The sequence below is a fragment of the Pseudomonas frederiksbergensis genome (assembly GCF_001874645.1).
Taxonomy (GTDB): domain Bacteria; phylum Pseudomonadota; class Gammaproteobacteria; order Pseudomonadales; family Pseudomonadaceae; genus Aquipseudomonas; species Aquipseudomonas frederiksbergensis_B.
The window spans coordinates 2,341,918-2,367,775 of sequence record NZ_CP017886.1; the positions used below are offsets into that span (position 1 = coordinate 2,341,918).

Genomic DNA, 25,858 nt, shown 5'->3' on the forward strand with positions numbered 1-25,858 from the left:
CGACACCCAGAAACGACAAAGCCCGCATCAACGCGGGCTTTGTCTGTACAGCATTCACCTTAGAACCTGAACACTTCCATGTCCGTGCGAATCGGTGAAGCCATCGGGATCTTCGGTTTTTCCGGTTCTACCGGCGCCGCAGGCTTGGGCGCAGGTTTACGCGGCACTTCGGCAACCGGTGGCTGATTGGCCAGAGGCTTGAGTGCGACCGACAGCTGCTCGGCCAAACGTTGCAGCAATATGCCCTGGGCCTGCACCTGAGCGGCCGTACCACTGGCGTGTGGCTCTTGCAGATGAACGATGCGGTTGTCACGCACCTGGCCGCGACGGTCGATCAAACGCCACTGGGCATCAAGGATCGCCGGTTGCGACTCCCCCGAATCCAGACGAGTGATCGACAGCAAAACCTGTACATCCGGGGTGAAACCCAGGGTCGCAGGCGCCAACACGACGCGCTGGCTGTCCAGATGGCCGGCCACCTGACGCAATAGAAGCTGATTAATGTCCGAAGACAGGCTGCCCGCCCAACGCCCGTCGGTGGATGCTTGCAGGCTGCCATCCGGCTGGCGCTGCAACAGGGTTTCACGTTGCAGGTAATCGGCGATCGATACCGGGCCCAACAAAACCGCCATGCCCGCGCTTTGCGCAGGCTGAGCCGGACTTCCGCTGTCCAGCTGATACAGCGACACCGGCTGGTGAACGCTGCAACCCGCCAGGCCAAAAACGCCAGCGAGCAACAAAATTAGAGGAAGGCGCAGAACAGTCATCATCCCATCCAAGTGACGGCCAACAGGCCGGTCACAGTGAAAAATACTCAATCAATATGAAGAACGCAGGACCTCGCCCACGCTTGAAAGGCCATATCATCCGTGAATATGGCTTGCGACTCCAGCGCGAAAGCATCGATCTACGGGTTAAATCGTAGATCGAGCGCTCTAGACCGCTTAATTGAGAGTTTCTACCAATAGTGCATCAACACGCTGAAAGCCCCGCGGCAGCTTGTTGCCACGGCGTCCACGCTCACCTTTGTAGTGTTCGAGGTCGTCGGCTTTGAGCGACAGCGTGCGTTTACCGGCCTGCAAGACCAGGGTCGCGCCTTCCGGCAATACCGCGATGTCGGTGACATATTCCTCGCGACTGGCCACACGTTCGCCGGAGATGCCGATGATCTTGTTGCCTTTGCCCTTGCCCAGCTGCGGCAGGTCGCTGATTTTGAAAATCAGCAGGCGACCTTCGGTAGTGACCGAGGCCAACCAGTTCTGCTCACGGTCGGTCACCGGACGCGGCAGGATCACCTTGGCGTTGTTCGGCAGGCTCAACAGCGCCTTGCCGGCCTTGTTCTTGGCTTGCAGGTCTTCACCCTTGACCACGAAACCGTAACCGGCGTCCGAAGCGATGACGTACAGCCCATCGTCTTCAGGCATCAATACGCATTCGAAGGTTGCCCCTGGCGGCGGCGTCAGACGCCCCGTCAGCGGCTCGCCCTGGCCACGGGCCGATGGCAGCGTGTGCGCCGGCACCGAATAACTGCGGCCAGTGGAATCGATGAACACCGCAAACTGGTTGGAACGACCAGCAGCCGCCGTTTTGAAACCGTCCCCGGCCTTGTACGAAAGCCCGGTGGCGTCGATGTCGTGGCCCTTGGCCGAGCGCACCCAGCCTTTCTCGGACAACACCACAGTGACTTTTTCGTTCGGCAGCAGATCGTGTTCGGTCAGGGCGCGGGCTTCGGCACGCTCGACAATCGGCGAGCGACGGTCGTCGCCATAGGTTTCGGCGTCCTTGATCAGCTCGCTGCGCACCAGCTTCTTGAGCTTGGTTTCGCTGCCCAGCAGGGCTTGCAACTTGGCTTGTTCCTTGAGCAGTTCGTCCTGCTCGTCGCGCAGCTTCATTTCTTCGAGTCGCGCCAACTGACGCAGGCGAGTATCGAGAATGTAGTCGGCCTGGATTTCGCTCAGGGCGAAGCGCTCGATCAGCTTGGCTTTGGGGTGTTCCTCGGTACGGATGATGTGGATCACTTCATCCAGGTTGAGGTACGCGATCAGCAAACCGTCCAACAGGTGCAGGCGACGCTCGACCTTGTCCAGGCGGAATTGCAAGCGGCGGCGCACGGTCTGGACCCGGAACTCCAGCCATTCCACCAGCAACGCCCGCAGGTTTTTCAGCTGCGGTTTGCCATCCAGGCCAATGATGTTGATGTTGACCCGGTAGCTCGACTCCAGCTCGGTGCTGGCGAACAGATGCTGCATCAACGCTTCATGATCGACCCGGCTGTTGACCGGAATGATCACGATACGGCATGGGTTTTCGTGGTCCGACTCATCGCGTAGGTCCGCCACTTGCGGCGCCTTGGACGGCTTGGCCTGCATCATCGCGGCAATCTGTTCCAGCACTTTGGCACCGGAGACTTGATGTGGCAGCGCGGTGACAATGATGTCCCCGTCTTCAATGTGGTACACGGCGCGCATGCGCACCGAACCGCGACCGGTTTCGTATATTTTCAGCAGGTCGGCGCGTGGCGTGATGATTTCCGCTTCGGTCGGATAATCCGGGCCCTGGATGTGTTCACAGAGCTGCTCGACCGTGGCTTTCGGTTCATCGAGCAAACGCACGCAGGCCGTGGCGACTTCCCGCAGGTTGTGCGGCGGAACGTCGGTGGCCATGCCCACGGCGATGCCGGTGGTGCCGTTGAGCAGGATGTTCGGCAAACGTGCCGGCAATACCAGCGGTTCGTCGAGGGTGCCGTCGAAGTTCGGGCCCCAGTCCGCCGTGCCCTGGCCCAGTTCAGTGAGCAGCACTTCGGAATAACGCGACAGGCGCGCTTCGGTGTAACGCATGGCGGCGAAGGATTTCGGATCATCCGGCGCACCCCAGTTACCCTGCCCGTCTACCAGCGTGTAGCGGTAGCTGAACGGTTGGGCCATCAGCACCATGGCTTCGTAGCACGCCGAGTCGCCGTGCGGGTGGAACTTGCCGAGCACGTCACCGACCGTACGTGCGGATTTTTTGTGCTTGGAGTCAGCGTCCAGCCCCAACTCGCTCATGGCGTAGACGATACGCCGCTGTACAGGTTTCAGGCCGTCGCCGATGTGCGGTAAAGCGCGGTCCATGATCACGTACATGGAGTAGTTGAGGTAGGCATTTTCGGTGAAGTCGGCCAGTGAGCGGCGTTCAACGCCGTCCAGGCTGAGATCCAGGGAGTCGCTCATGCGGGCCTCATCAGTTTGTTGTCTGGCGCAGCAGCAAGGTGCTGCCGCGCTGGGTAAATTCAGGTTTTTTCAGGGCGCTCATGGCGTGGCGCTCCAGCCACCTTGCGGTGCGGCAAAGCGCCAGACAATCGGCCGGGCTTCGCCGTCCGCGCGGGCACCGTTGTTGTTGTCGATGCCAATCCAGGCGCCTTCGGCATCGACCACCAGTGCTTCGGCCAGACCGTAGGGTTGTGGATAACGTCGATGTTCCTGCAAGGCTTCAGCTGCGAATGACCAGCAACGCTCGACCTTGGCGCTCAGCGCATCACGACGACACATTTGAAAGGCGTTGCGCTCCAGGGTGAAGAGCTTGCCATTGAACAGTGCCAGATCCGCAAAATCCCGGGACACCGCTTTGGCCTTGGGAAATTGCGCGGGCTGCATTTCCTTGCCAGCTTCACTCAACAGCACGCAGCTGCCGTCACAGTCCCAGACGGTCTGCTGACGCTTGAGCAGCAGCAATCCGCGCCGCTCGCGCTCGGCAGCCAACCACAACCGGTCACCTTCCGGATTGATTGCCAGCCCTTCGAACAGCGCATTGAAGTGCAGCAACATGCCACTGGCTCGCGCCTCGCGGACCATGATCGGTGAAATGCTCAGCCACGAGGCTGGCCCCTGTACCGGCACTTGCAGCACTGCGGCATGGGCTTCACTGACGATGTAGCGGTTACCGGCCTTGTCGCAGGTGATCCCCTCGAAATCCAGGTTCCCACCGCGCACGAACGATGCTGCCCAGGTGCGCGACTTCAGGCCCCAGGGCAACCCGCTGTCCGGCACCGGCGGCACATTGATGCGCACGGTTTCGGCCTGCCAGACGCGCTCGCTGGTATCGAGCCGGTAGATCTGATCATCGTCTCGGTCGGAAACCGTCCACAGGTCTTTGCCGCATTGCGCCAGCCCCGACAGGTTACCGCCGCGCATGCCGTCCACGGCGTGCTCGGAAACCAGCGTCAGTTCAGGTGCTGGCTCCGCCGCAACAGCGGACGCCAACAGCAGCAACGCGAGGGCGAAACCGCTCCGCATCAGGCCAGAACCTCGGCCAGATTACCTTTGGATTCCAGCCAGGACTTGCGGTCGCCAGCGCGTTTTTTCGCCAGCAGCATGTCCATCATTTCCGACGTGGCTTCGAAATCATCCAGCGTCAATTGCACCAGACGTCGAGTGTTCGGGTCCATGGTGGTTTCACGTAGTTGCGGCGGGTTCATTTCACCCAGACCTTTGAATCGGGTGACCTGCGGTTTACCGCGTTTCTTCTCGGCCACCAGACGATCGAGAATGCCATCGCGCTCGGCTTCATCGAGGGCGTAGTAAATCTCTTTGCCGAGGTCGATACGGTACAGCGGCGGCATCGCCACATAGACGTGACCGGCGTCCACCAACGGACGGAAATGCTGGACGAACAAGGCACACAGCAACGTGGCGATGTGCAGTCCGTCGGAGTCGGCGTCGGCGAGGATGCAGATTTTGCCGTAACGCAGCTGAGCAATGTCCGCCGAGCCCGGATCGACGCCGATGGCGACGGCAATGTTGTGCACTTCCTGGCTGGCCAGCACTTCGCTGCCGTCGACTTCCCAGGTGTTCAGAATCTTGCCGCGCAACGGCAGGATCGCCTGGAACTCTTTGTCCCGCGCCTGCTTGGCCGAACCGCCGGCGGAATCACCTTCCACCAGGAACAGCTCGGAACGCATCGGGTCCTGCCCGGCGCAGTCGGCGAGTTTGCCCGGCAGCGCCGGCCCCGCAGTGATGCGCTTGCGCTCGACTTTTTTGCTGGCCTTCAATCGACGGCCGGCGTTGTTGATCGCCAGCTCCGCCAGTTGCAGACCCAGTTCAGGATGAGCATTGAGCCATAGGCTGAAGGCGTCCTTGACCACACCGGAAACAAACGCCGCTGCCTCGCGAGACGACAAGCGTTCTTTGGTCTGGCCGGAGAATTGCGGTTCCTGCATCTTCATCGACAGGACGAAGGCGATGCGCTCCCAGACGTCTTCCGGTGCCAGCTTCACGCCACGCGGCAAGAGGCTGCGGAATTCGCAGAACTCGCGCATCGCGTCGAGCAGGCCCTGACGCAGACCGTTGACGTGAGTACCGCCCTGGGCCGTCGGGATCAGGTTGACGTAGCTTTCCTGCACGCTGTCGCCGCCTTCGGGCAGCCACAGCAGCGCCCAGTCGACCGCTTCTTTATTACCGGCCAGGCTGCCGCAGAAGGGTTCGTCGGGTAGACGTTCGAATTCGCTGACCGCGTCTACCAGGTAGGAACGCAGACCGTCTTCGTAATGCCATTCGACTTTTTCGCCGGTGGCCTTGTCTTCAAAGCTGACCAGCAGACCCGGGCACAGCACGGCCTTGGCCTTGAGTACGTGCTTGAGGCGGCTGATGGAGAATTTCGGTGAATCGAAGTATTTCGGGTCCGGCGCGAAGTACACGCTGGTCCCGGTGTTGCGCTTGCCAACCGTGCCGACCACTTCCAGATCGGTGGCTTTGTAGCCATCGGCGAAGGTCATCTGGTATTCGTTGCCATCGCGCTTGACGCGCACCCGGACCTGGGTCGACAGGGCATTGACCACCGAAATACCTACCCCGTGCAAACCGCCGGAGAACTGGTAGTTCTTGTTGGAGAACTTGCCGCCGGCGTGCAGTTTGGTGAGGATCAGCTCGACGCCCGAGACGCCCTCTTCGGGGTGAATGTCCACCGGCATGCCACGGCCGTCATCGCTGACTTCCAGGGAGTGGTCGGCGTGGAGGATGACCTGCACCGATGTCGCATGCCCGGCCAAGGCTTCGTCGACACTGTTGTCGATGACTTCCTGGGCGAGGTGGTTCGGCCGACTGGTGTCGGTGTACATGCCGGGGCGTTTGCGCACCGGGTCGAGGCCCGAGAGGACTTCGATGGCGTCGGCGTTATAAGAGCTAGCGCTGGGAGTGGCCATGGGGTCTCGTCGTCAGTCGTTCAATGAAAATAGGGGCGAGGGTTCACAGTGCTGTGAAATCGATCGCCTGGTACACATCTGCGCCGATGCCGGCAAAACTCAACAGGGCCGGCAATTGACCGGCAAATCCCTGGAAACTATGGTCGCCGCCGGCCTGGATGCGCAAGGCACAGGCTCGGTAATACTGCTGGGCGAGGCGATAGTCCAGCGTTTCGTCCCCGGTTTGCAACCACACCTGATACCGCTGCGGGTCCTGGGGCGCCGGCACTTCCAGCTCGGCCAGGGCCGTCACGTGGTCGTGGGTCAATTCCCAGGTCTCTTCGGTATACAGGTTCTTCTGCGTGCCCAGGTATCCGTCGAACATCCGGTGCGGGCTGACGGCGGGGTTGACCAACAGGGCCTTGAGGCCATGACGCTCGGCAAGGTGAGTGGCATAGTAGCCGCCGAGGGAGCTGCCGACCAGCAGTGGCCGCCCCAGCTCGGCAATCGCCTGCTCAAGCTGACCGATGGCCTCGCGCGGGTGGTGATGCAAGGCCGGCACCTGCAAGTGCTCACCCAGCCCCAGACGTTCCATCACGCCGACCAACTGACAGGCCTTCTTCGACGAGGGTGCGCTGTTGAAACCGTGGATATAGAGGATCGAACCAGACATGCGAGCTCCCTGTGCGACGGGCAAAGAGCCGCAGTTTACAGGGAGTCGGCTGGGTTTTGGTCGACCGACCTATCGAAAACACACACATCCCGTAGGAGCTGGCGGAGCCTGCGATCTTTTGATCTTTAAAAGATCGCAGCCTTCGGCAGCTCCTACGCGGGTGAATCAATAACCCGTTGAGCCGTAATCAACCTGAAACTCGAACCCGGTCACGCGCTCGACCCCGGTTTCCAGCTGTCCGTCCGGCAACAACCGCAACCAGCGATAACCCGGCGCCAGGGTATCGACCTTGAAATCCACGCTGCCAGGTTCGAACTGGATGCAGGTCGACGGCGAAGCAATCAACCGCACATCGTTGCGTAACTGATCGACTTCCTGATGCACGTGACCCCAGAGCAGTGCCCGGACCTGTGGAAAACGATCGAGCACGGCAAACAAGGCTTCCGGATTGCGCAGACCGATCGGTTCCATCCAGGCACAACCGATGGACACTGGATGATGATGGAAGCACACCAGATGATGGCGCTCCGGCGCTTCGCTCAGGGCGCGAGCGAGCAATTGCAGTTGGTCATCCTGCAAATACCCTGGCACCGAGCCGGGTACCGCCGAATCCAGCAACGTGATCCGCCAGTTACCCATGTCCACCACGGGTTCCAGCAACTGACTCCGGACCGCTGCCTGGGCCATGATTTGCGGCTCATCGTGGTTGCCTGGAATCCAACGAGCGGGCGCATCGATCTGCCGGGTCATCTCGCGAAACCGCTGATACGACTCAAACGTGCCGTCCTGGGACAGGTCACCGCTGGCGATCATCAGGTCGATGTGCGGCTGCTGCACCAGCACCAACTCGATAACCTTTTGCAGACTGTCGCGGGTATTCATGCCCAGCAACGTCCCCTCCGCCTCGGCGAACAGATGACTGTCAGAGAGCTGCACCAGCAATACGGCATCGTTGGCGGTCAGAGTGGATACGCTCGGCAAGGCGTTCTCCCAAGGCGTGATCACGGATATGGATGAATGGCGCAATTATGCTGGGGGAAATTGAAAAGAGGAAACCCGTGAACCAGACGTAGTTCACAACTAGCGCACGGCTTCGAACTCATGCCCGCAGGCCAGACAATGGCTCAGCCATTCGCCGAGGAATACATTGAGCTGGGCCTTTTCGTCTGGCTGATGCATCAACTCATTCGGGTAAGGATAGATGCCACGAAAGCGCCGCGCATGTTCGGCGCTGATAACCTCGGCCATGCGCGCGTCATGGTAGACCTGAACTTCCAGCTGCGGCACCGGCAGCCACGGCAGGCTGTGCTCCTGGCGCACTCGCAGGGTCGTGGTGTACGGACACGCTTGCAGCACTTCGAGCATCAGCACACCCAGCATCTGCTCGCCCTGGGTCATGGCAATGCGTCGGACAGTCGGCTGGTTGCGCATCTCCGGCAACAGGCGCATCAGTCGGGCGTAATTGGCCTCGCAGGCGCTTTGCAGCCCCACAAGGTCGACCCGATAACGATCGCGCTGTTTGTTTACGACCATAGCCCCCTCACTTCAGCGCGGTTCAAAGCCAGCCATTGCAGGGCAATGATGCTTGCCGCGTTGGAAATCCGTCCATCACGTACGGCTTGCAGGGCATCTTCAAAGTCCCAGACCGTCACGCGAATATCTTCTGCTTCCTCCACCAGCCCATGCAGGCCGCCGGCCCCGTTACTGTTACACCGCCCCAGATACAAGTGCACATATTCAGTACTGCCACCGGGCGACGGAAAATAATTGAGCATCGGCCACAGAGCAGTGAATACAAGTCCAGCTTCCTCCTGCGCTTCGCGGTGAGCAACTTCTTCCGGTATTTCATCCCGATCGATCAGACCGGCGACCAGTTCGATCAGCCACGGGTTATCGACCTTGCCCCATGCACCGGCGCGAAATTGCTCGATCAATACCACTTCGTCCCGCTGCGGATCGTAAGGCAAGACGCACACGGCATCATGCCGAACGAACAACTCGCGGCTGATCTCACGACTCATACCACCGGCAAACAGCTCATGGCGCAGGTGCACGCGATCAAGCTTGTAGAAACCCTTGTAGCAGTTTTCGCTGCGAACGATGTCTACGATGGTCGGGGTAGCATTGGCAAAATCAGTCATAACAATCCTCGTTTACTGTCAATCCGTCCGAGGCTCCCCCTCAGGCTTCGCGCCATCCTAACGCGCCCGCAGTGTTTGATGCAGCCTCTTTGCCGTCAGCGAGATAGACGGCAAGGGGTGAAAACAACTCTAATTGACACTATTGAGCTTAGTGGCGAACCGACCGCCTCGCCGGCAGTCGAAGACCCTGAATTTTGCCTTTCACTGATTCATGAAGGACGCCCATGTCGCTGTTGAAAATCGCCTCCGTGGCCTGTATCGCCCTCACGCTCGGCGCTTGCCAAAGCCTGTTCCAACCCAGCTATCGGGCACAATTGGCATCCACTCACGATGCATCCGAGCAGGCCAAACCGGGTTGCGACGGCCCCGACTGCCCAGTGATAAATATCGACACGGTGCATTTCCCGACCGAACCGCAACTGGACCGGATCGTCGAGCAGCGCCTGCTGCAAATGACCCGCACCTCACCGGGCGCGGCACTACCCGCCTCCCTCAACGCCTACCGCGAACAGTTCCTGCGTGAATCAGACGATCGCAACAGCGTCTACTTGCAAGCCAAGGTACGTGAGCAGCATGACGGACTGGTGATCATTGAAGTGTCCAGCTATCTGGACACGGGCGCGGCCAATGGCACACCGGGACGGGGCTTCATCAACTACTCGCGTCAGCTGCAAAAAGAGCTGAGCCTGAGTGACATGCTCTTGCCGGGGCAGGAAGGGGCGTTCTGGAAGACTGCGCAAGTCGCGCACAACAGCTGGCTGATCAATTCGCAGCTGGATCGGGACCCGGACTTCGTCAAGAGCTGGCCCTTCCAGAAAACCCCGAACGTGGCGTTGACCAGCGTCGGGGTGGTGCTCAAGTACAACGTTGCGACCATCGCGCCCTATTCGAGCGGCCTCATCGAGATGACCATCCCCTACGCTCGCCTCAAAGGTCAGATCAAGCCTGAGCTGGTGCCCGAGCGTAGCTGAAGACCCGGCCCAGCAGCAGTTGCAGCAGCCCTGCCAGCACCAGCGATGGCAGGGTTGCGCCAACTTGCGGATACAGATTCGCCAGCAAGTGATAGGTACTCACCCCGCCCAACCAGGCGAGCAACGCCGGCCAGCGCAAGGCGGCTGACGCAACCTGGGCACTGCGCTTGCGCAGGATAAAGTGATCCACCAGCACCACGCCAAACAACGGCGCAAACACCGAGCCGATCAACAACAGGAAGTTCTGGTACTGCGCCAATGGCGCCAGGCACGCAATCAAGGTGCAAATCACACCGATGACCAAGGCCAGGTGTTCGACTTTCATGCGCAACAGAATCCCACTGGACACCGCCGCCGAGTGAATGTCGGCGAACGCGTTTTCCGACTCATCGAGCAGAATCAACAACAGCGGAATACCCAAACCCGCGCCAGCCAGCGCCAACAGCAAGGCATTGACTTCACCACTTGGGGCAAACGCCAGGGTGTAGGCAACGCCCAGGCTCATCAGCCAGAAGTTACCGATGAAGAAGCCCAGCGCCGTGCCGCCAAACACGCTTTTCGCACGCTTGCCGAAACGCGAGTAGTCGGCAATCAGTGGCAACCACGACAGCGGCATGGCGATGGCAATGTCAAAGCCCACGGCGAACGGCATCGAACCGTCACCGGCCTGCGCCCACAACGCGGCCAGATCGGCTTTGGCGAAGAGGTTCCAGGTCAGCCAGATGCACGCCGCCAGCAGCAACCAGATGCCCCACTTGCGCAGGATCTGACGGACGAACGTCAATGGACCGCTGACCGCGAGCAGGGTCGCCAGGGCGCCGAACGCCAGCGTCCAGAGCAATGGGTTGGCCATCAGGCTACCGTCGCTGAACGCACGGGCACCCAGCAGGCTTGCCGCATCGCGCATGACGATGATTTCGAACGAGCCCCAACCAATCAGTTGCAGCAGGTTCAACAGCGCCGGCAGGCTCGCACCGCGAGTACCGAGACTGAGTTTGAGTGCGGCCATGGCCGACAGGCCGGTATCGCTGCCGATCACCCCGACACACGCCAGCAGCAGAACGCCGACCAGCGTGCCAAGAAAAATCGCCAGCAACGAGCCCGACAAACCCAGCCCCGGCGCAAGCAAGGCCCCGGTCTGCAAGACCATCAGACCAATGCCGAGGGAGAACCATAGGGAGAACAGATCGCGGGCACCGAATACGCGCCGAGCCAAAGGCACGGCGTGGTCGGGAGAATAGGTACTGGTTGGAATGCTCAAGGGTGTTATCTCAGAGGAACATTACTGTTGTGTGATCGTTCCCACGCTCTGCGTGGGAACGATCAGTGCAGGATCAAACTTTTTTGTACAGCTGACTGCCTTCCTGCTTGAAGCGCTCGGCCTGTTCGGCGAGACCTTGGGCGACTTCGGCATCGACGGTTTCGATCCGCTGGTTGGCCGCATATTCGCGGACTTCCTGGGTGATTTTCATCGAGCAGAATTTCGGCCCGCACATCGAGCAGAAATGCGCGACCTTGGCCGAGTCCTTCGGCAGGGTTTCATCGTGGTACGAACGCGCGGTGTCCGGGTCCAGGCCCAGGTTGAACTGGTCTTCCCAGCGGAACTCGAAACGCGCCTTGCTCAAGGCGTTGTCGCGGATCTGTGCGCCCGGATGGCCCTTGGCCAAATCCGCTGCGTGGGCGGCGATCTTGTAGGTGATGATCCCGGTCTTTACGTCATCCTTGTTCGGCAGGCCCAAGTGTTCCTTCGGCGTGACGTAGCAGAGCATGGCGCAACCAAACCAGCCGATCATCGCCGCGCCGATACCCGAGGTGATGTGGTCGTAGCCCGGTGCAATGTCGGTGGTCAGTGGGCCGAGGGTGTAGAACGGCGCCTCGTCGCAGCACTCGAGCTGCTTGTCCATGTTCTCTTTGATCAACTGCATCGGCACGTGGCCCGGGCCTTCGATCATGCACTGCACATCGTGCTTCCAGGCGATCTTGGTCAGCTCGCCGAGGGTTTCCAGCTCACCGAACTGCGCCTCGTCGTTGGCATCGGCAATCGAGCCCGGACGCAGGCCATCGCCCAGCGAGAAGCTGACGTCATAGGCCTTCATGATTTCGCAGATGTCTTCGAAATGAGTGTAGAGGAAGTTCTCTTTGTGGTGCGCCAGGCACCACTTGGCCATGATCGAACCGCCACGGGAAACGATCCCGGTCACGCGTTTGGCGGTCAGCGGCACGTAGCGCAGCAACACACCCGCGTGGATGGTGAAGTAGTCGACGCCCTGCTCGGCCTGCTCGATCAGCGTGTCGCGGAACAGTTCCCAGGTCAGGTCTTCAGCGGCACCGCCGACTTTTTCCAGGGCCTGATAGATCGGCACCGTACCGATTGGAACCGGCGAGTTGCGGATGATCCACTCGCGGGTTTCATGAATGTGCTTGCCGGTCGACAGGTCCATGACCGTGTCCGAGCCCCAGCGAATGCCCCAGGTCAGTTTCGCCACCTCTTCTTCGATGGACGAACCCAGTGCACTGTTGCCGATGTTGCCGTTGATCTTCACCAGGAAGTTACGGCCGATGATCATCGGTTCCAGTTCGGTGTGGTTGATGTTCGCCGGAATGATCGCGCGACCACGAGCGATCTCGTCACGGACGAATTCCGGGGTAATGATTTTCGGCACGCTGGCGCCGAAGCTGTGGCCAGCGTGCTGCTGATCCAGCAGGCCTGCGGCGCGGGCGACTTCGAGCTTCATGTTTTCGCGGATGGCGACGTATTCCATCTCGGCGGTGATGATGCCTTTGCGGGCGTAGTGCATCTGGCTGACATTAGCGCCCGGCTTGGCACGGCGTGGATTGTTCACGTGAGCGAAACGCAGCTTGGTCAGCTCCGGGTCGGCAAGGCGCTCCTGGCCGAAGTTCGAGCTCAGGCCGGCCAGACGCTCGGTGTCACCACGGGCGTCGATCCACGGCGAACGTACGTCGCCCAGACCTTTGCGCACATCGATGATGACGTTGGGGTCGGTGTACGGACCCGAGGTGTCGTAGACCACGACCGGTGCGTTGATCTCGCCGCCGAAGTCGGTCGGAGTCACGTCGAGGCTGATTTCGCGCATCGGCACGAGGATGTCCGGACGAGTGCCCTGAACGTAAATTTTTTGCGAGCGGGTAAAGGGCTGAACTGATTGCTGATCGACCTTGGCCGAGTCACTCAGATTGATCGCATTTTTTGATTTTGTAGTCATCACGGGCTCTCCAGACATCATCCAGGCAGTGGAATTTTGTCGGAGCGAACCTGTAACGAATGGACGCAGCCCACCAGTGAAAACTCCAGCTGGATGAGTGCTGTGCTGAGTGCACGAGGGTTGTTCGATTGTCGAACAACATCCCGGACGAAGCACAAGAGGACTCGCCGGGTGACGAGAAATCTTGTTCCCTACGCAGGCTTAAACCTGATCAGGTTCAACGGGATCCGAAATTATTCGATCTCAGCCTCATAGCAAGGCACCCCGACAAGAACCCGGCCAGTCTAGACACAACTGGCAAAGAACGCCAACACCGGTGCAAACAGCGTGATGAATGGCGTAATTACAGGATTGTTGCCGCAGGTTGGCGCAACTACACTCGCTGCGCCATGCTGCGCCTTGACGCTGCCGGGCGTGCGCCGTAGCCTTGGCGTTCAAATTACTATCGTAATATTCAATCTAGGGATCGCCTCATGCTGCGCAAACTCTCACTGGCCCTCGCCGTGTCTTGTGCGTCCAATGGAATGGCCTGGGCAGCAGAAGCGCCATTATCGACCAATACCGATTTGGTCAGCGTCTACCAGGAAGCCGTCGACAACAACGCCGACCTGGCCGCCGCCCGCGCCCAATATGGCGCGCAAAAGGAAGTCGTGCCCCAGGCCCGCGCCGGCCTGCTGCCGAACCTCTCGGGCGGTGCGGAAGTCGCCGATGTGCGGACGAAAATCGACCAGCCATCGGCTATCGCCAATCGCAGCGCCCACTTCTACCAGGCAACGCTGGCCCAACCGTTGTTCCGCGCCGATCGCTGGTTCCAGTTTCAGGCGGCCAAGGATGTCAACGAGCAAGCGGCGCTGCAACTCTCGGCGACCGAGCAGAACCTGATTCTGCAAAGCGCCGAAAACTACTTCAACGTGCTGCGCAGCCAGGACAACCTGGCGTCGACCAAGGCCGAGGAGGCGGCGTTCAAGCGCCAGCTCGATCAGTCCAATGAGCGTTTCGACGTAGGCCTCTCGGACAAGACCGACGTACTGCAATCGCAAGCCAGTTATGACACCGCACGCGCCAACCGGATTCTCGCCCAGCGCCAGGTAGATGATGCGTTCGAAGCGCTGATCACCCTGACCAACCGTCAGTACAACTCGATTCAGGGCATCGTCCACACCTTGCCGGTCCTGCCGCCAGCGCCGAACGACGCCAAGGCCTGGGTCGACACCGCCGCCAAGCAGAACCTCAACCTGCTGGCCAGCAACTACGCGGTCAGCGCCGCCAAAGAGACGCTCAAGCAGCGCAAGGCCGGTCACGCACCGACCCTCGACGCCGTGGCGCAGTACAAGACCGGCGACAACGATGCGCTGGGCTTCAGCAACCCGAGCGCCTTTGGTCAACCGTACGGTGGCACCGTCTCGCAAAGCTCGGTCGGCCTGCAATTGAACATTCCGATCTACAGCGGCGGACTGACCAGCTCGCAGGTTCGCGAGTCGTACTCGCGCCTGGACCAAAGCGAACAGCAACGCGAAGCACTGCGTCGGCAAGTGGTGGAAAACACCCGCAACCTGCACCGCGCGGTGAACAGCGATGTCGAGCAGGTGCAGGCTCGCCGCCAGTCGATCATCTCGAACCAGAGCGCGGTGGAAGCCACGGAGATCGGTTATCAGGTGGGCACGCGCAATATCGTCGATGTGCTCGACGCCCAGCGTCAGCTGTACACCTCGGTGCGCAACTACAACAACAGCCGCTACGACTACATCCTCGACAACCTGCGCCTGAAGCAGGCGGCCGGCACCCTGAGCCCGGGCGACTTGCAGGACCTGAAGCGTTATCTCAAGGCCGACTACAACCCGGACAAGGACTTCCTGCCGCCGGACCTGGCCAAGGCTGCAGCGCAGCAGCTGAAGGCTAATCCGGGTCAGTAAAAAGCAAAAGATCGCAGCCTGCGGCAGCTCCTACGGAGGAACACAAATCCCGTGTAGGAGCTGCCGCAGGCTGCGATCTTTTTATTCGGGGCACCGCGGTCTAACGGTTGATCAACCGCCCCAACCCATCAAGCAATCGCTGCAAGGCGCCTTGATTGGCGCGCATCACATTCAGCCCCGCTTCTGCCATCCGCTGCGCATCGCGTGGCAGTTCGAACAGCCGCTGCACCGCCACCGCCAGCCCGTGGGCGTCATCCACTTCCTGCAACGCCTTGGCGCTGCGCATCAGCGCGGCGATCTCAAGGAAATTGAACAGGTGCGGCCCGCTCAGCACCGGCTTGGCCAGCGCTGCCGGCTCCAGCAAGTTATGCCCGCCGCTGGGCACCAGACTGCCGCCGACAAACGCACTGTCGGCCAAGGCGTAGAGAAACAGCAATTCGCCCATGGTATCGCCAAGCAGCACTGAGGTGCTGGCGCTGACCGCTTCACCGGTCGAACGACGGATCGTGTTGAAGCCTTGCTGCTGGCAGAGCTCGAACACCGGGTTGAAACGCTCGGGGTGGCGCGGCACCAGAATCAGCAACGCATCCGGGTGACTGGCGAGTAATTGCCGATGAGCCGCCAGCACTACTTCGTCCTCGCCTTCATGAGTGCTCGCGGCGATCCACACCGGACGCTCGACCGCTTGCCATTGCTGACGCAACTCGGCGGCGCGCTGCAACAGCTGTGGGTCAATGCTCAAGTCAAACTTGATCGAACCGGTCACTTCGACCGTTTCCGCACGCGCGCCCAGCTGCCGAAAACGCTCGGCCTCGGCTTCGGTCTGCACCGCGAACAGACTCATTTCGGCCAGCATCGGCTGTGTCAGCTTGCCGAAACGGCCATAGCCTTTGGCCGAGCGTTCCGAGAGGCGAGCATTGGCCAGTGCCACCGGAATCCCACGCTTGGCGCACTGATGTATGTGGTTGGGCCACAACTCGGTTTCCATGATCACCGCCAGTTTCGGCTGGACCCGGTCGAGGAAGCGCGCCGCCGCACACGGCAAATCGTAAGGCAGGTAGCAGTGCTGGATGCGCGGCTCATTGGCGAACATCGCGTGAATCCGCTCGGAGCCGGTTGGCGTCATGCAGGTCACGGTGATCGGCAGCTGTGGATAACGTTCGAGCAACCCGCGAATCATCGGCGCAGCGGCGATGCTCTCGCCGACCGACACCGCGTGCACCCAGATGCCGCCGGGTTTCATCACCGGCAAGCCGATGGAGAAGCGCTCGCCAATACGCTTGGCGTACGCCGGCGCCTTGCGCGAGCGCAACCACAGTCGAATCGCTACCAGTGGCAGCCCCAGGTAAAACAGCGCGGTGTAGAGAGTTCTATTCATGGCGGCGGAGTTTATCGGCTTTTTTAGCCGATCGCCTGCAAGTGCACGGCAAAACGCTCCGCCAACCAACGGGCCGCCGGCCCCAGCGGCTCATCACGACGCCAGACCAGTTCCACCACCAGGGCTGGCGGGGTCCATTCGCTGACCAGTTCGACCATCTGGCCTTGATACGCCGGGTACTGCACCACATGCCGCGGTAACCAGCCCCAGCCCAGGCCACGCATCAGCCACTCGGCGAGGACGTAGAAACTGTCGGCGCGCCAGACTTGCGGGCTGGCTTGCTCACTGCCGGGATAGACGCTGGAATGTGTGGCCATCAGCAGTTGTCGATGCTGCGACATCTGCTGGCAATTGACCTGTCCTCCAGCAGCCAGCGGATGCCCTACTCCGCACACCGTGACCATCTCGACACTGCCCAGCACCCGACGCTCCAGGGCTTCGGGAATCTGCTCGTGATAAAACAGCAAGCCCAGATCGGCCCGGCGCTCCACCAGTTTACGCGCCACATCGCCCTGAGCGGCGCTGGCCAATTGCACTTCCAGGCTGGGAAATTGCTTGGCCAATGCTTCGAGGCTGTCGAGCACCGGCTGATAAGGCATGGCCTCATCCTGCGCCAGGCGCAGCCGTGCTTCCTGACCACGCATCAATGCCAGCGCTCGGCCATTGAGGCGCTCGCACTGCCGCAACACTTCCCGCGCTTCTTCGAGCAATGCGCTGCCGGCTTCGGTCAAGCGCGGCTGACGACCGCTGCTACGATCAAACAGGTTCACGCCAAGGTCTGCTTCAAGCAGCGCAATTGCACTGCTGACCGCCGACTGCGCCTTGCGTTGATCCCGCGCTACCGCCGAAAACGAGCGCTGCTCGGCAACGCTGACGAACAAACGCATCTGCTCCAGATTCCATTGCACACTCATGGCTCAACCCATCTTCAAATCAGATAGGTAATGACTTTACCCCATCTCGAAAACCTCTAAAATGCCGACCTCATCAAGCAGGCCAAAATACGAGGATCACACCATGAACGCTTACTACTACCTGGCTATCGCCATCTGCGCCGAAGTGATCGCCACCGTATCGATGAAAGCGATGAAGGGCCTGAGCACTCCACTCCCGTTGCTGCTGATTATCGTCGGCTATGGCATCGCGTTCTGGATGCTGACCCTGGTGGTGCGCACCATCCCGGTTGGCGTCACCTACGCCGTGTGGGCCGGCATGGGCATCGTGCTGGTCAGCATCGCGGCGCTGTTCCTCTACGACCAGAAACTCGACATCCCGGCCATGCTTGGCATGGCGCTGATCGTTCTGGGCGTGGTGGTCATCCAGCTGTTCTCGAAAACTGCCGGACATTAAAAGAAAAGATCGCAGCCTGCGGCAGCTCCTACATTGGATAGGCGTACCCCGTAGGAGCTGCCGCAGGTTCGGGCCGCGTTCGGACGATCTTTTTTCGCCTCATGGCTCCATCCCATGAGTCTGTATACTGCGCCTCTAGTCTTGAACGCTGAGGTCGCTGCATGCCATCCGTTATTTCCACCGACGTGCTGATTGTCGGCGCTGGTGTCGCCGGCCTCTGGCTGAACGCGCGCCTGCGTCGCCAGGGTTTTTCGACCGTGCTGGTGGAAAGTGCCAGCCTCGGCGGCGCGCAGAGCGTGAAGTCCCAAGGAATCATCCACGGCGGCGCCAAATACGCGCTGCACGGCGCGCTGACCGGCGCTTCGGAAGCGATTGCCGACATGCCGCGACGCTGGCGTGAAGCCTTGGCCGGCAACGGCGAACTGGACCTGTCCGGTGTGCGCCTGCTGTCCGAAGCCCACTATTTGTGGTCCCCCGGTACCCTCGCCGGCAACCTCACCAGTTTCTTCGCCAGCAAAGCGGTGCGTGGTCGTGTTGATCAGGTCAAGGGCGAGCAACTGCCGCCAGCCCTGCAAGACAAGCGTTTCAAGGGCAAGGTCTATCGCCTCGCGGAACTGGTGGTCGATGTACCAAGCCTGATCGGGCGTCTGGCCGAACTGGCCGGTGACGGGCTGTTGGCCGGGCAGAAAATCGAGCCACTGCAGGAAAACGGCGAACTGGTCGGCCTGCGGGTCGACGAGCGTGAGATCCGTGCACAGCGCATCGTCCTCAGCGCCGGTGCTGGCAATGCCGACTTGCTCACCGCCCTGGGCCTGAGCCAGCCGGCCATGCAACGTCGGCCGCTGCACATGATCATGGTCAAAGGCCCGAGCCTCAAACCGCTGTACGCCCACTGCCTGGGCGGCGGGCCGAAGCCGCGCATCACCGTCACCACCCACCCGGCGGCCGATGGCCAATGGGTCTGGTACCTGGGCGGTGATATCGCCGAAGCCGAAGGTGTGGCTCGCGAACCCGCCGCGCAAATCGCCGCCGCGCAGAAAGAACTCGGCAACCTGTTGCCGTGGGTCGACCTCAGCCAGGCGCAATGGGCGACCTTGCGGGTCGAGCGTGCCGAGCCACTGCAATCAGGCCTGACCCGCCCCGACAACGCCTTTCTCGCCGAGCAGGATCGCCTGCTGGTGGGCTGGCCGACCAAACTCGCCCTGGCGCCCGACTTCTCTGACCGGGTACTTGCGTCGCTGCAACGCGACGGCATCCAGCCAAACCATCCGGCTCCGTTGCCGCCCCTGCCGAAACCGCCGATGGGCCAACCTGCCTGGGAGCAACTGCTGCCATGAGCCAAGCCACCCTGCATGATCTGCATCGCCCGCTGGGTAGCACTGGCCTGCTGGTTTCGCCACTGGGCCTGGGCACGGTGAAACTGGGCCGCGACCAAGGGGTGAAATACCCCAATGGCTTCCAGATTCCGGACGATGATGATGCACGCAGGCTACTCAAGCTGACCCGCGACCTGGGCATCAACCTGATTGATACCGCGCCCGCCTATGGCCGCAGCGAAGAGCGCCTCGGCCCGTTGCTACGCGGCCAGCGTCAGGAATGGGTGATTGTCAGCAAGGTCGGTGAAGAATTCGCCGATGGCCTGTCGCACCACGACTTCAGCGCTGCCCACACACGTTTTTCCGTCGAACGCAGCCTGAAACGCCTGGAAACCGACTTTATCGACCTGGTGCTGGTGCACTCGGACGGCAACGATCTGGCGATTCTCAATGAGTGCGAGGTCTACCAGACTCTCGCCGAGCTTAAGCGCGAAGGCAAGATTCGCGGGTTCGGGTTTTCCGGCAAGACCGTTGATGGCGGGTTGAAGGCTCTGGAACAAGGCGATTGCGCCATGATCACCTACAATCTCAACGAGCAGGCCGAGCGGCCGGTCATCGACTACGCTGCTGCCCACGGCAAGGCCATTCTGGTGAAGAAGGCTCTGGCCAGCGGTCACGCCTGCCTCAGCCCGGGTGTAGACCCGGTACGCGCCAGCTTCGAATTGTTGTTTGCGCAACCCGGTGTCGCCAGTGCTATTGTCGGGACCATTAATCCGCTGCACCTCGCCCACAATGTGGCGATCGTTGCTCAAGTCCTAGGTCATTGAACAGCCGCCGAGGCGGCCGACCCCGACGCAAGAAGGAGCCGACATGCCGCGAACGCTCATAAGAAAGAACCCCAGCAACTTCAAGACCCTGCCGTTATACGTCGAAGCGACTCCCGAAGGCCTGAGTTATCAGGGTGTCGGCAGACCGCTGAATTTCTCCCAGACTCTGCAACGTCGGCGTCCGGTCACGGTGGCCAATCCAGAGCACTTTTCGCTGGAGCTGGCCAACCTCGGCGTCTCGGTGCGACTGACCCTGCACTGGCAGAATCGCGACTACTGGGTGCTGGTCCGCCAGCGCCGTCAGGACCGTGGCGACGTGGTGCTCAAACTGATCTCGGGTTATGTACCGGCTCACGAACTGAACCTGCCGTTGCACACAGCCATTCAGGAAATCGCCGAAGAATGCTTGCTGGAAACCCCCGAAGGCTGGCTCGGCGGACGCTTCAATGACACCTGGCTGCCAGCACCCTACGCCACCGCGCTGCATTACCGCGAGGCTCTGCCGTTTCGCCTGACGCCGCTGTCTGGTGCTGCACGCCCGGTGCGTTGCGCCAATATGCAGTTGATCGAACGCCCACGGGCCTACGTGCATCTGCCCACGGCTTCGTTGCAGTTGATCTACGATTTGCGTCTGGACGTGCCCAAGGAAGCCAAATCCCTGAGTCTGTTTCATGTCGATGAACGTCTTGAAGGTGATCAACTCGTCGCGCGACTGGATCGCAAGCGCCCCGACCTGTACCTGATGCCTCTAGAGGATGGCCAGCCATTGCCCGAGCTCTACACCCTGAAAAAAGATCAGCTCTACCCGGCAAGCACACGCGGACTGTATCTGGCAGAAAGTTTTGCCCGGCAGGAAGGCTGGCTGGTGCGCGAGGAGCGGATTCGCTGGAAGGACTGGCTCAGGCAGCAGGGTTTGAGCCAACCGGGCAAGGAATCTGGTTTCAGCCGATTGACCGGCAAGGCCAAACAGATACTGCGCAAGATCGTCCCGGCCAAGGCTGCCCGCTAAACGCAAAAGATCGCAGCCTCTGTAGGAGCTGCCGCAGGCTGCGATCTTTTGATCTTTGGCGTTACCGAATTATTCGGTCTTGCGGATCTTCTCGACGATGGCAGTCGTCGAGCTGTTTTCCACCAACCCCAGCACTTTCACTGTTCCGCCATAAGCGCTCACGATGTCGGCGCCGACCACTTGGTCGATCCCGTAATCGCCGCCCTTGACCAACACGTCCGGCTTGACCTGTGTCAGGAGGTTTTCCGGAGTGCCTTCAGGGAAGCTGATCACCCAGTCCACCGCGCCCAGACCCGCCAATACCGCCATGCGTCGGTCAACACTGTTGATCGGCCGCCCAGGACCTTTCAAGCGGCTCACCGATGCATCGTCGTTGACCGCAACGATCAAACGATCGCCCTGCGCCCGCGCCTGCTCGAGGTAGGTCACATGGCCCGCATGGAGGATGTCGAAGCAGCCATTGGTAAAGACGATTTTCTCTTTGTGCGCACGCGCATCGTCGATTGCCAGCAGCAGTTGTTCCAGCCCCAGAACACCGCGTTCGGAACCTTCTTCACGCTGAATCGCTCGACGCAACTCCGGAGCACTGATCGCCGCCGTACCCAGCTTGCCGACCACGATGCCAGCAGCCAGGTTGGCCAAGGCCACCGCGTGCGGCAGTTCTTCGCCCGCGGCGATCGCCGCCGCCAACGTAGAAATCACCGTGTCACCGGCACCGGTCACGTCGAACACTTCGCGGGCCCGTGCAGGCAAGTGCAGCGCCGGATGATCAGGGCGCAGCAAAGTCATGCCGTGCTCGCCACGCGTCACCAGCAAGGCGCCGAGTTCAAGGTCGTGCATCAACTGCGCACCCTTGCTCACCAGCTCGTGCTCATCGGCGCAACCGCCAACAATGGCTTCAAACTCGCTGAGGTTCGGGGTGATCAGGCTGGCACCGCGGTAAATCGAGAAATCCTTGCCTTTGGGATCCGCCAGCACCGGAATGCCACGGGCACGTGCGGCCTGGATCAACACCTGGTGGTTCTTCAACGCGCCTTTGCCGTAGTCAGATAACACCAGCACCTTGATGCCTTCGAGCAGGCCGTCGACTTCAGCGCCGAGCGCCAGCGCGTCGGTGGCAAAAGGTTCTTCGAAGTCGATACGCAGCAATTGCTGGTGACGACTCATGACCCGCAGCTTGACGATGGTCGGCTGATGCGCGATGCGCTGAAACAACGCACGCACACCGGCGCCTTTGAGGCTATTGGTCAGGCTGTCGGCGGCCTCGTCATCACCGGTCACACCGACCAGGGACGCCGGCGCGCCGAGCGCGGCAATGTTCAAGGCAACGTTGGCAGCACCGCCCGGGCGGTCTTCGATTTGCTCGACCTTGACCACCGGCACCGGCGCCTCAGGAGAAATCCGTGAGGTACCACCATGCCAGTAACGGTCGAGCATGACATCGCCGACCACCAAGACAGGGGCTTGATCGAATCGCGGCATGGACAACTTCATGGTGCAACCCACATACAAAATGAACAGGGGCGCGATATTAGCACAGGGTGAACGCTGCCTAGTTCGACAGCTTCAACAGGTGTGTATCACACCGCTATATTGTTCATTTTTTAAGCAAAACAGTCAGGACGTGCTGCACGGCGTCGGCCAGCTCGACCTCGTCGGTGTTGATTTCACAGTCCGCCTGCTGCGGTGCTTCATAAGGGCTGTCGAGACCGGTGAAGTCCTTGATTCGCCCTTGCAGTGCCGCTTGATACAAGCCCTTGGGATCGCGCCGGGCGCAGATGTCGAACGGCGTGCTGACATACACCTCAAGAAACTCGTCCGTGCGGAACAAGGCTCTGGCCGACGCTCGATCTGCCTGAAACGGCGAAATCGCCGAGACAATCACAATCAGCCCCGCGTCGACCATCAACCGCGCCACTTCGGAAATACGCCGGATGTTTTCCTTGCGCGCCGCGGCCCCCATACCCAGGTCATTGCACAAACCGTTGCGCACGTTGTCGCCATCCAGCACAAAGGTGTGGCGCCCCTGCTCATTGAGCTGCAACTCGAGCGCATTCGCCAAGGTCGACTTGCCGGCACCGGACAACCCCGTCAGCCACAGGCAACAAGGTTGTTGATGCTTGAGCGCTGCTCGGGCCGAGGGTGACAACGACAATGCATAGGGGCGAATGTGCGACGAATGTACAGAAATGAACGACGACTCATTCATAACCAAGGACCTCGTAATCACGCTGATAGGCACGCCGTACCAGGCGCCGCGTGCGCGCCGAGCAAAAATCGCGTACAGGCTCAGCGCGACGCTCTTGCGAGATGTTCAGATGAGGTAACGATGACGTCATGCCGAGATGCTGGCAGAGCAGTTGAAAGTCGCGCTCCAGGTGTTCCTGATAGCCGACGAAATCCATCGCCATACGCCCCATGAAGTCATTCAAAAAGTCGGTTTGCGGTGCGAAGTGAAGCTGTTTGCGGATGTTCTCCGGGTGCAGCCAACGTCCGACGAAATCATCAAAATCCCGGTAACTGTTGACCAACAGCCGAGCCGACTCATCCCGTTGCGGCAACTGGTTGCCGCGTAAATATGCATAGGCGGAATAAACCCGCTCCAAGGGGTCGCGGACAAACGCGAACTTGAAACTGCGTGCGTAGTGTTCGGGAAACTGCTGTTCGTACCAGTACAGCGGCAAGTGCCCAGGCGTCCAACCGTTGAACAACGCGGAGCACACGCTACTGCCGGCACATTTCGGAACATGGATGAACAGGCATGAACGCTGCTGAAAGTGCGCAGGAAAAACGGTATTGCCTGACATCGACTTGTTCACTGCTTGCCGGTCAACGACCGGCAAACGTCCCAGCAAAAAGGCGCGCTGTGTTTTGGGGAGTAGTTTCCAGAGGTGACGTTGCAACATTCCAGTCCCCGCACGAGAAGGTTGTCCCCCTCGTTTGCATTCAAAATCGAGGAAAGAACCATAACAAGCACGGCACACAGAATTATTTAGGCTTGGTCAAGTATGTAAAGGACTGGATACAAATCGCCGGACGCGTTGCGCGCCCGGGAGGCTGGCCGGGTGAGCGATGCTCACCCGGGAGTCGAGGTCAGGCTATGTTCGCCGCAGAGGGCTCGTCCAGCCCCATGGCATGAAGACGCGAGTAGTACCCGCCCTGTGCCAGCAACTGGGCGTGGGTACCGCGCTCGACAATTTCACCGTGGTCCATGACCAGGATCAGATCAGCCTTTTCGATAGTCGACAGACGGTGCGCGATCACCAGCGTGGTGCGGCCCTTCATGACCTTATCCAGCGCTGCCTGAATATGCCGCTCGGACTCGGTGTCCAGTGCCGAAGTCGCCTCGTCGAGAATCAGCAACGGTGCGTTTTTCAACAAGGCACGGGCAATGGCCAGGCGCTGACGTTGACCACCGGACAGCAATACACCGTTCTCGCCTACCTCGGTGTCCAGGCCATGTGGCAACTGGGAGATGAAGTCCATCGCATAGGCATCTTCTGCAGCTTTCTCGATGTCTGCACGAGGAGCCCCGGCCAGATCACCGTAGGCGATGTTGTTGGCCACGGTATCGTTGAACAGGGTGACGTGTTGCGTGACCTGAGAGACATGCTTGCGCAGGTTACGCAGGCGATAGTCTTCGATCTCCACTTCATCGAGCAGTATTTGCCCCGTTTCATGATGGTAGAAACGCGGGATCAGGCTGGCCAGCGTCGACTTGCCACTTCCTGAACGCCCAACCAGTGCAATCATCTGCCCCGGCGCCGCAGTGAAGCTAATGTTTTTCAGCACCTCGCGATCAGTGCCCGGGTAAGTGAAACTCAGGTTATGTACATCCAGACGACCGCTGACACGCTCGCGCTCGACGGTGCCGTTATCGATTTCCGACTCGACATCCAGCTGCTCGAAAATACTTTCTGCACCGGCCACGCCTTTCTGAATGGTCGAACTGACCTCAGACAGCTGGCGAATCGGCTTGGGCAACAAACCGGCCGCCGTGATGTAGGCCACCAGATCACCGGCCGTCGCATCACCACGCAGATACAGCACCAGGAACATCAATGCGGCCATGGCGCTGTAGATCACCAGTTGCAACGCCGGGGTGTAGATCGCACTGGTTCTGGTCATGCGCAGTTGTTTGTCGGTATTGCTCTGACTGGCCTTGGCAAAGCGCTGTTGCTCGTAGTTTTCACCGCCGAAGCTGCGCACCACGCGATAACCCTGAATGGTTTCTGACGCAACGTGAGTCACGTCGCCCATCGCCACCTGAATCTTCTTGCTCTGCTTGCGGAATTTCTTGCTGGTATTACCGACCATGAAGGAAATCAGCGGCAGAATCGCCAGCATCACCAGGGTGAGTTTCCAGTTCATCCACAACAGGTAGCCGAACAGAAAAACGACGGTCAGGCCTTCGCGAATCACCACTTTGATGGCGTCTGTTGCAGCACCGGTCACCATGGTCACGTTGAAGGTGATACGGGAAATCAGATGCCCGGAGTTGTGGGTATCGAAATAGCGGTTTGGCAACACCAGCAGCTTTTTGAACAGCTCGACCCGCAGGTCATGCACCAGCCCCAGGGAGACCTTCGCCAGGTAGTAGTTGCTCAGGAACGAACCAAGCCCCTGCCAGGCAGCGATCAAGATGATCAACAGCGGCACGGCAACCAGCAACTTCAACTCCCGTAGATACGGAGTGTTGGGAAAGAGCACTGCTTCAGGGTTGCTCAAGCCATCGACGAAATACTTGAGAATCCCGGCCAGCATCGGCTGGGTGGAAGCAAATATCACGAAGCCCACGATACTCAGCAGGAAAATGCCAACATAGGGTTTTACGTACCCCAAGAGCCGAAAATAGATTTTCAGGCTGGAATCCTGTTCCGCTTTGGGCGGTGCTTCACTCAT

At 60.3% G+C, this 25,858-nt stretch carries 22 protein-coding genes, 1 pseudogene and 1 riboswitch; of the genes and pseudogenes, 6 read left to right on the top strand and 17 right to left on the bottom strand.

From position 1 onward, the window contains the following. Positions 1–59 precede the first annotated feature (59 nt). The 9 genes and pseudogenes from BLL42_RS11375 to BLL42_RS11410 all read right to left on the bottom strand — a co-directional run bounded on the left by BLL42_RS11375 (position 60) and on the right by BLL42_RS11410 (position 8,968). The gene (locus tag BLL42_RS11375; protein WP_071552145.1) at positions 60–767 is read right to left on the bottom strand and encodes a PqiC family protein; all 708 of its coding nucleotides are present in this window, start codon (positions 765–767) and stop codon (positions 60–62) included. 177 nt (positions 768–944) lie between these two features. Next, positions 945–3,209: a DNA topoisomerase IV subunit A gene (gene parC / locus BLL42_RS11380; protein WP_071552147.1), complete on the bottom strand. Its 2,265-nt coding sequence runs from the start codon at positions 3,207–3,209 to the stop codon at positions 945–947. A gap of 10 nt (positions 3,210–3,219) precedes the next feature. Beyond that, positions 3,220–3,291 (bottom strand): annotated as a pseudogene (locus tag BLL42_RS30865) (TIGR02281 family clan AA aspartic protease); the annotation flags it as partial. Continuing rightward, positions 3,288–4,271 carry an esterase-like activity of phytase family protein gene (locus BLL42_RS11385; protein WP_071552149.1) on the bottom strand — a complete coding sequence of 328 codons (984 nt, stop codon included), beginning with the start codon at positions 4,269–4,271 and terminating at the stop codon, positions 3,288–3,290. The gene BLL42_RS11385 and the pseudogene BLL42_RS30865, both read right to left, overlap by 4 nt. Further along, positions 4,271–6,175: a DNA topoisomerase IV subunit B gene (parE, locus tag BLL42_RS11390; RefSeq protein WP_071552151.1), complete on the bottom strand. Its 1,905-nt coding sequence runs from the start codon at positions 6,173–6,175 to the stop codon at positions 4,271–4,273. The genes BLL42_RS11385 and parE overlap by 1 nt, the downstream gene beginning before the upstream one ends. Before the next feature lie 43 nt (positions 6,176–6,218). Next, a complete protein-coding gene (locus tag BLL42_RS11395) occupies positions 6,219–6,827 on the bottom strand; it encodes a YqiA/YcfP family alpha/beta fold hydrolase (RefSeq protein ID WP_071552153.1) in 609 nt (202 codons plus the stop codon). A gap of 165 nt (positions 6,828–6,992) precedes the next feature. Beyond that, positions 6,993–7,808: a 3',5'-cyclic-AMP phosphodiesterase gene (cpdA, locus tag BLL42_RS11400; RefSeq protein ID WP_071552155.1), complete on the bottom strand. Its 816-nt coding sequence runs from the start codon at positions 7,806–7,808 to the stop codon at positions 6,993–6,995. 99 nt (positions 7,809–7,907) lie between these two features. Further along, positions 7,908–8,360, bottom strand: coding sequence for a DUF1249 domain-containing protein (locus tag BLL42_RS11405; RefSeq protein ID WP_071552157.1), 453 nt, complete (start codon positions 8,358–8,360; stop codon positions 7,908–7,910). Beyond that, the gene (locus tag BLL42_RS11410; protein ID WP_071552158.1) at positions 8,351–8,968 is read right to left on the bottom strand and encodes an NUDIX domain-containing protein; all 618 of its coding nucleotides are present in this window, start codon (positions 8,966–8,968) and stop codon (positions 8,351–8,353) included. Before BLL42_RS11410 ends, BLL42_RS11405 begins: the two co-directional genes overlap by 10 nt. 224 nt (positions 8,969–9,192) lie before the next feature. Here BLL42_RS11410 and BLL42_RS11415 point away from each other — a divergent pair, with 224 nt between their 5' ends. Next, entirely contained in the window at positions 9,193–9,939 is a 747-nt protein-coding gene (locus BLL42_RS11415) for an RsiV family protein (RefSeq protein ID WP_071552160.1), read from the top strand. Here BLL42_RS11415 and cytX read toward each other — a convergent pair. Both cytX and thiC read right to left on the bottom strand, forming a co-directional pair. Further along, on the bottom strand, positions 9,908–11,200 hold the full coding sequence (gene cytX / locus BLL42_RS11420) for a putative hydroxymethylpyrimidine transporter CytX (RefSeq protein ID WP_071552162.1): 1,293 nt from the start codon (positions 11,198–11,200) through the stop codon (positions 9,908–9,910). The two genes, BLL42_RS11415 and cytX, sit on opposite strands and share 32 nt — an antisense overlap. A gap of 73 nt (positions 11,201–11,273) precedes the next feature. Then, positions 11,274–13,163: a phosphomethylpyrimidine synthase ThiC gene (thiC, locus tag BLL42_RS11425; protein ID WP_071552164.1), complete on the bottom strand. Its 1,890-nt coding sequence runs from the start codon at positions 13,161–13,163 to the stop codon at positions 11,274–11,276. 171 nt (positions 13,164–13,334) lie between these two features. Next, positions 13,335–13,440, bottom strand: a riboswitch (TPP riboswitch). 196 nt (positions 13,441–13,636) lie between these two features. Between thiC and BLL42_RS11430 the strand changes: the two genes are divergently transcribed. Then, positions 13,637–15,076, top strand: a complete 1,440-nt coding sequence (locus BLL42_RS11430; RefSeq protein WP_071552166.1) for a TolC family outer membrane protein — start codon at positions 13,637–13,639, stop codon at positions 15,074–15,076. A gap of 100 nt (positions 15,077–15,176) precedes the next feature. Here BLL42_RS11430 and waaA read toward each other — a convergent pair whose 3' ends face one another. Beyond that, on the bottom strand, positions 15,177–16,454 hold the full coding sequence (gene waaA, locus BLL42_RS11435) for a lipid IV(A) 3-deoxy-D-manno-octulosonic acid transferase (protein WP_071552169.1): 1,278 nt from the start codon (positions 16,452–16,454) through the stop codon (positions 15,177–15,179). A 23-nt stretch (positions 16,455–16,477) separates the two neighbouring features. Further along, positions 16,478–17,368: a LysR family transcriptional regulator gene (locus BLL42_RS11440; protein WP_071552171.1), complete on the bottom strand. Its 891-nt coding sequence runs from the start codon at positions 17,366–17,368 to the stop codon at positions 16,478–16,480. A gap of 103 nt (positions 17,369–17,471) precedes the next feature. Between BLL42_RS11440 and BLL42_RS11445 the strand changes: the two genes are divergently transcribed. From BLL42_RS11445 to BLL42_RS11460, 4 genes are all read left to right on the top strand, one after another. Beyond that, positions 17,472–17,804, top strand: a complete 333-nt coding sequence (locus BLL42_RS11445; RefSeq protein ID WP_071552173.1) for a DMT family transporter — start codon at positions 17,472–17,474, stop codon at positions 17,802–17,804. 161 nt (positions 17,805–17,965) lie between these two features. Next, complete coding sequence (locus BLL42_RS11450) at positions 17,966–19,141, top strand: NAD(P)/FAD-dependent oxidoreductase (RefSeq protein ID WP_071552174.1); 1,176 nt, start codon at positions 17,966–17,968, stop codon at positions 19,139–19,141. Further along, positions 19,138–19,947, top strand: coding sequence for an aldo/keto reductase (locus BLL42_RS11455; protein ID WP_071552175.1), 810 nt, complete (start codon positions 19,138–19,140; stop codon positions 19,945–19,947). The genes BLL42_RS11450 and BLL42_RS11455 overlap by 4 nt, the downstream gene beginning before the upstream one ends. A gap of 43 nt (positions 19,948–19,990) precedes the next feature. Beyond that, complete coding sequence (locus tag BLL42_RS11460; protein WP_071552177.1) at positions 19,991–20,956, top strand: metal ABC transporter ATPase; 966 nt, start codon at positions 19,991–19,993, stop codon at positions 20,954–20,956. Positions 20,957–21,025: 69 nt separating this feature from the next. Here BLL42_RS11460 and hldE read toward each other — a convergent pair whose 3' ends face one another. The 4 genes from hldE to msbA all read right to left on the bottom strand — a co-directional run bounded on the left by hldE (position 21,026) and on the right by msbA (position 25,858). Beyond that, a complete protein-coding gene (hldE, locus tag BLL42_RS11465) occupies positions 21,026–22,450 on the bottom strand; it encodes a bifunctional D-glycero-beta-D-manno-heptose-7-phosphate kinase/D-glycero-beta-D-manno-heptose 1-phosphate adenylyltransferase HldE (RefSeq protein WP_071552179.1) in 1,425 nt (474 codons plus the stop codon). A 103-nt stretch (positions 22,451–22,553) separates the two neighbouring features. Then, positions 22,554–23,165 carry an adenylyl-sulfate kinase gene (cysC, locus tag BLL42_RS11470; RefSeq protein ID WP_071552181.1) on the bottom strand — a complete coding sequence of 204 codons (612 nt, stop codon included), beginning with the start codon at positions 23,163–23,165 and terminating at the stop codon, positions 22,554–22,556. Beyond that, the gene (locus tag BLL42_RS11475) at positions 23,158–23,862 is read right to left on the bottom strand and encodes a sulfotransferase family 2 domain-containing protein (protein ID WP_071552182.1); all 705 of its coding nucleotides are present in this window, start codon (positions 23,860–23,862) and stop codon (positions 23,158–23,160) included. Before BLL42_RS11475 ends, cysC begins: the two co-directional genes overlap by 8 nt. A 187-nt stretch (positions 23,863–24,049) precedes the next feature. Then, a complete protein-coding gene (gene msbA / locus BLL42_RS11480) occupies positions 24,050–25,858 on the bottom strand; it encodes a lipid A export permease/ATP-binding protein MsbA (RefSeq protein ID WP_071552183.1) in 1,809 nt (602 codons plus the stop codon).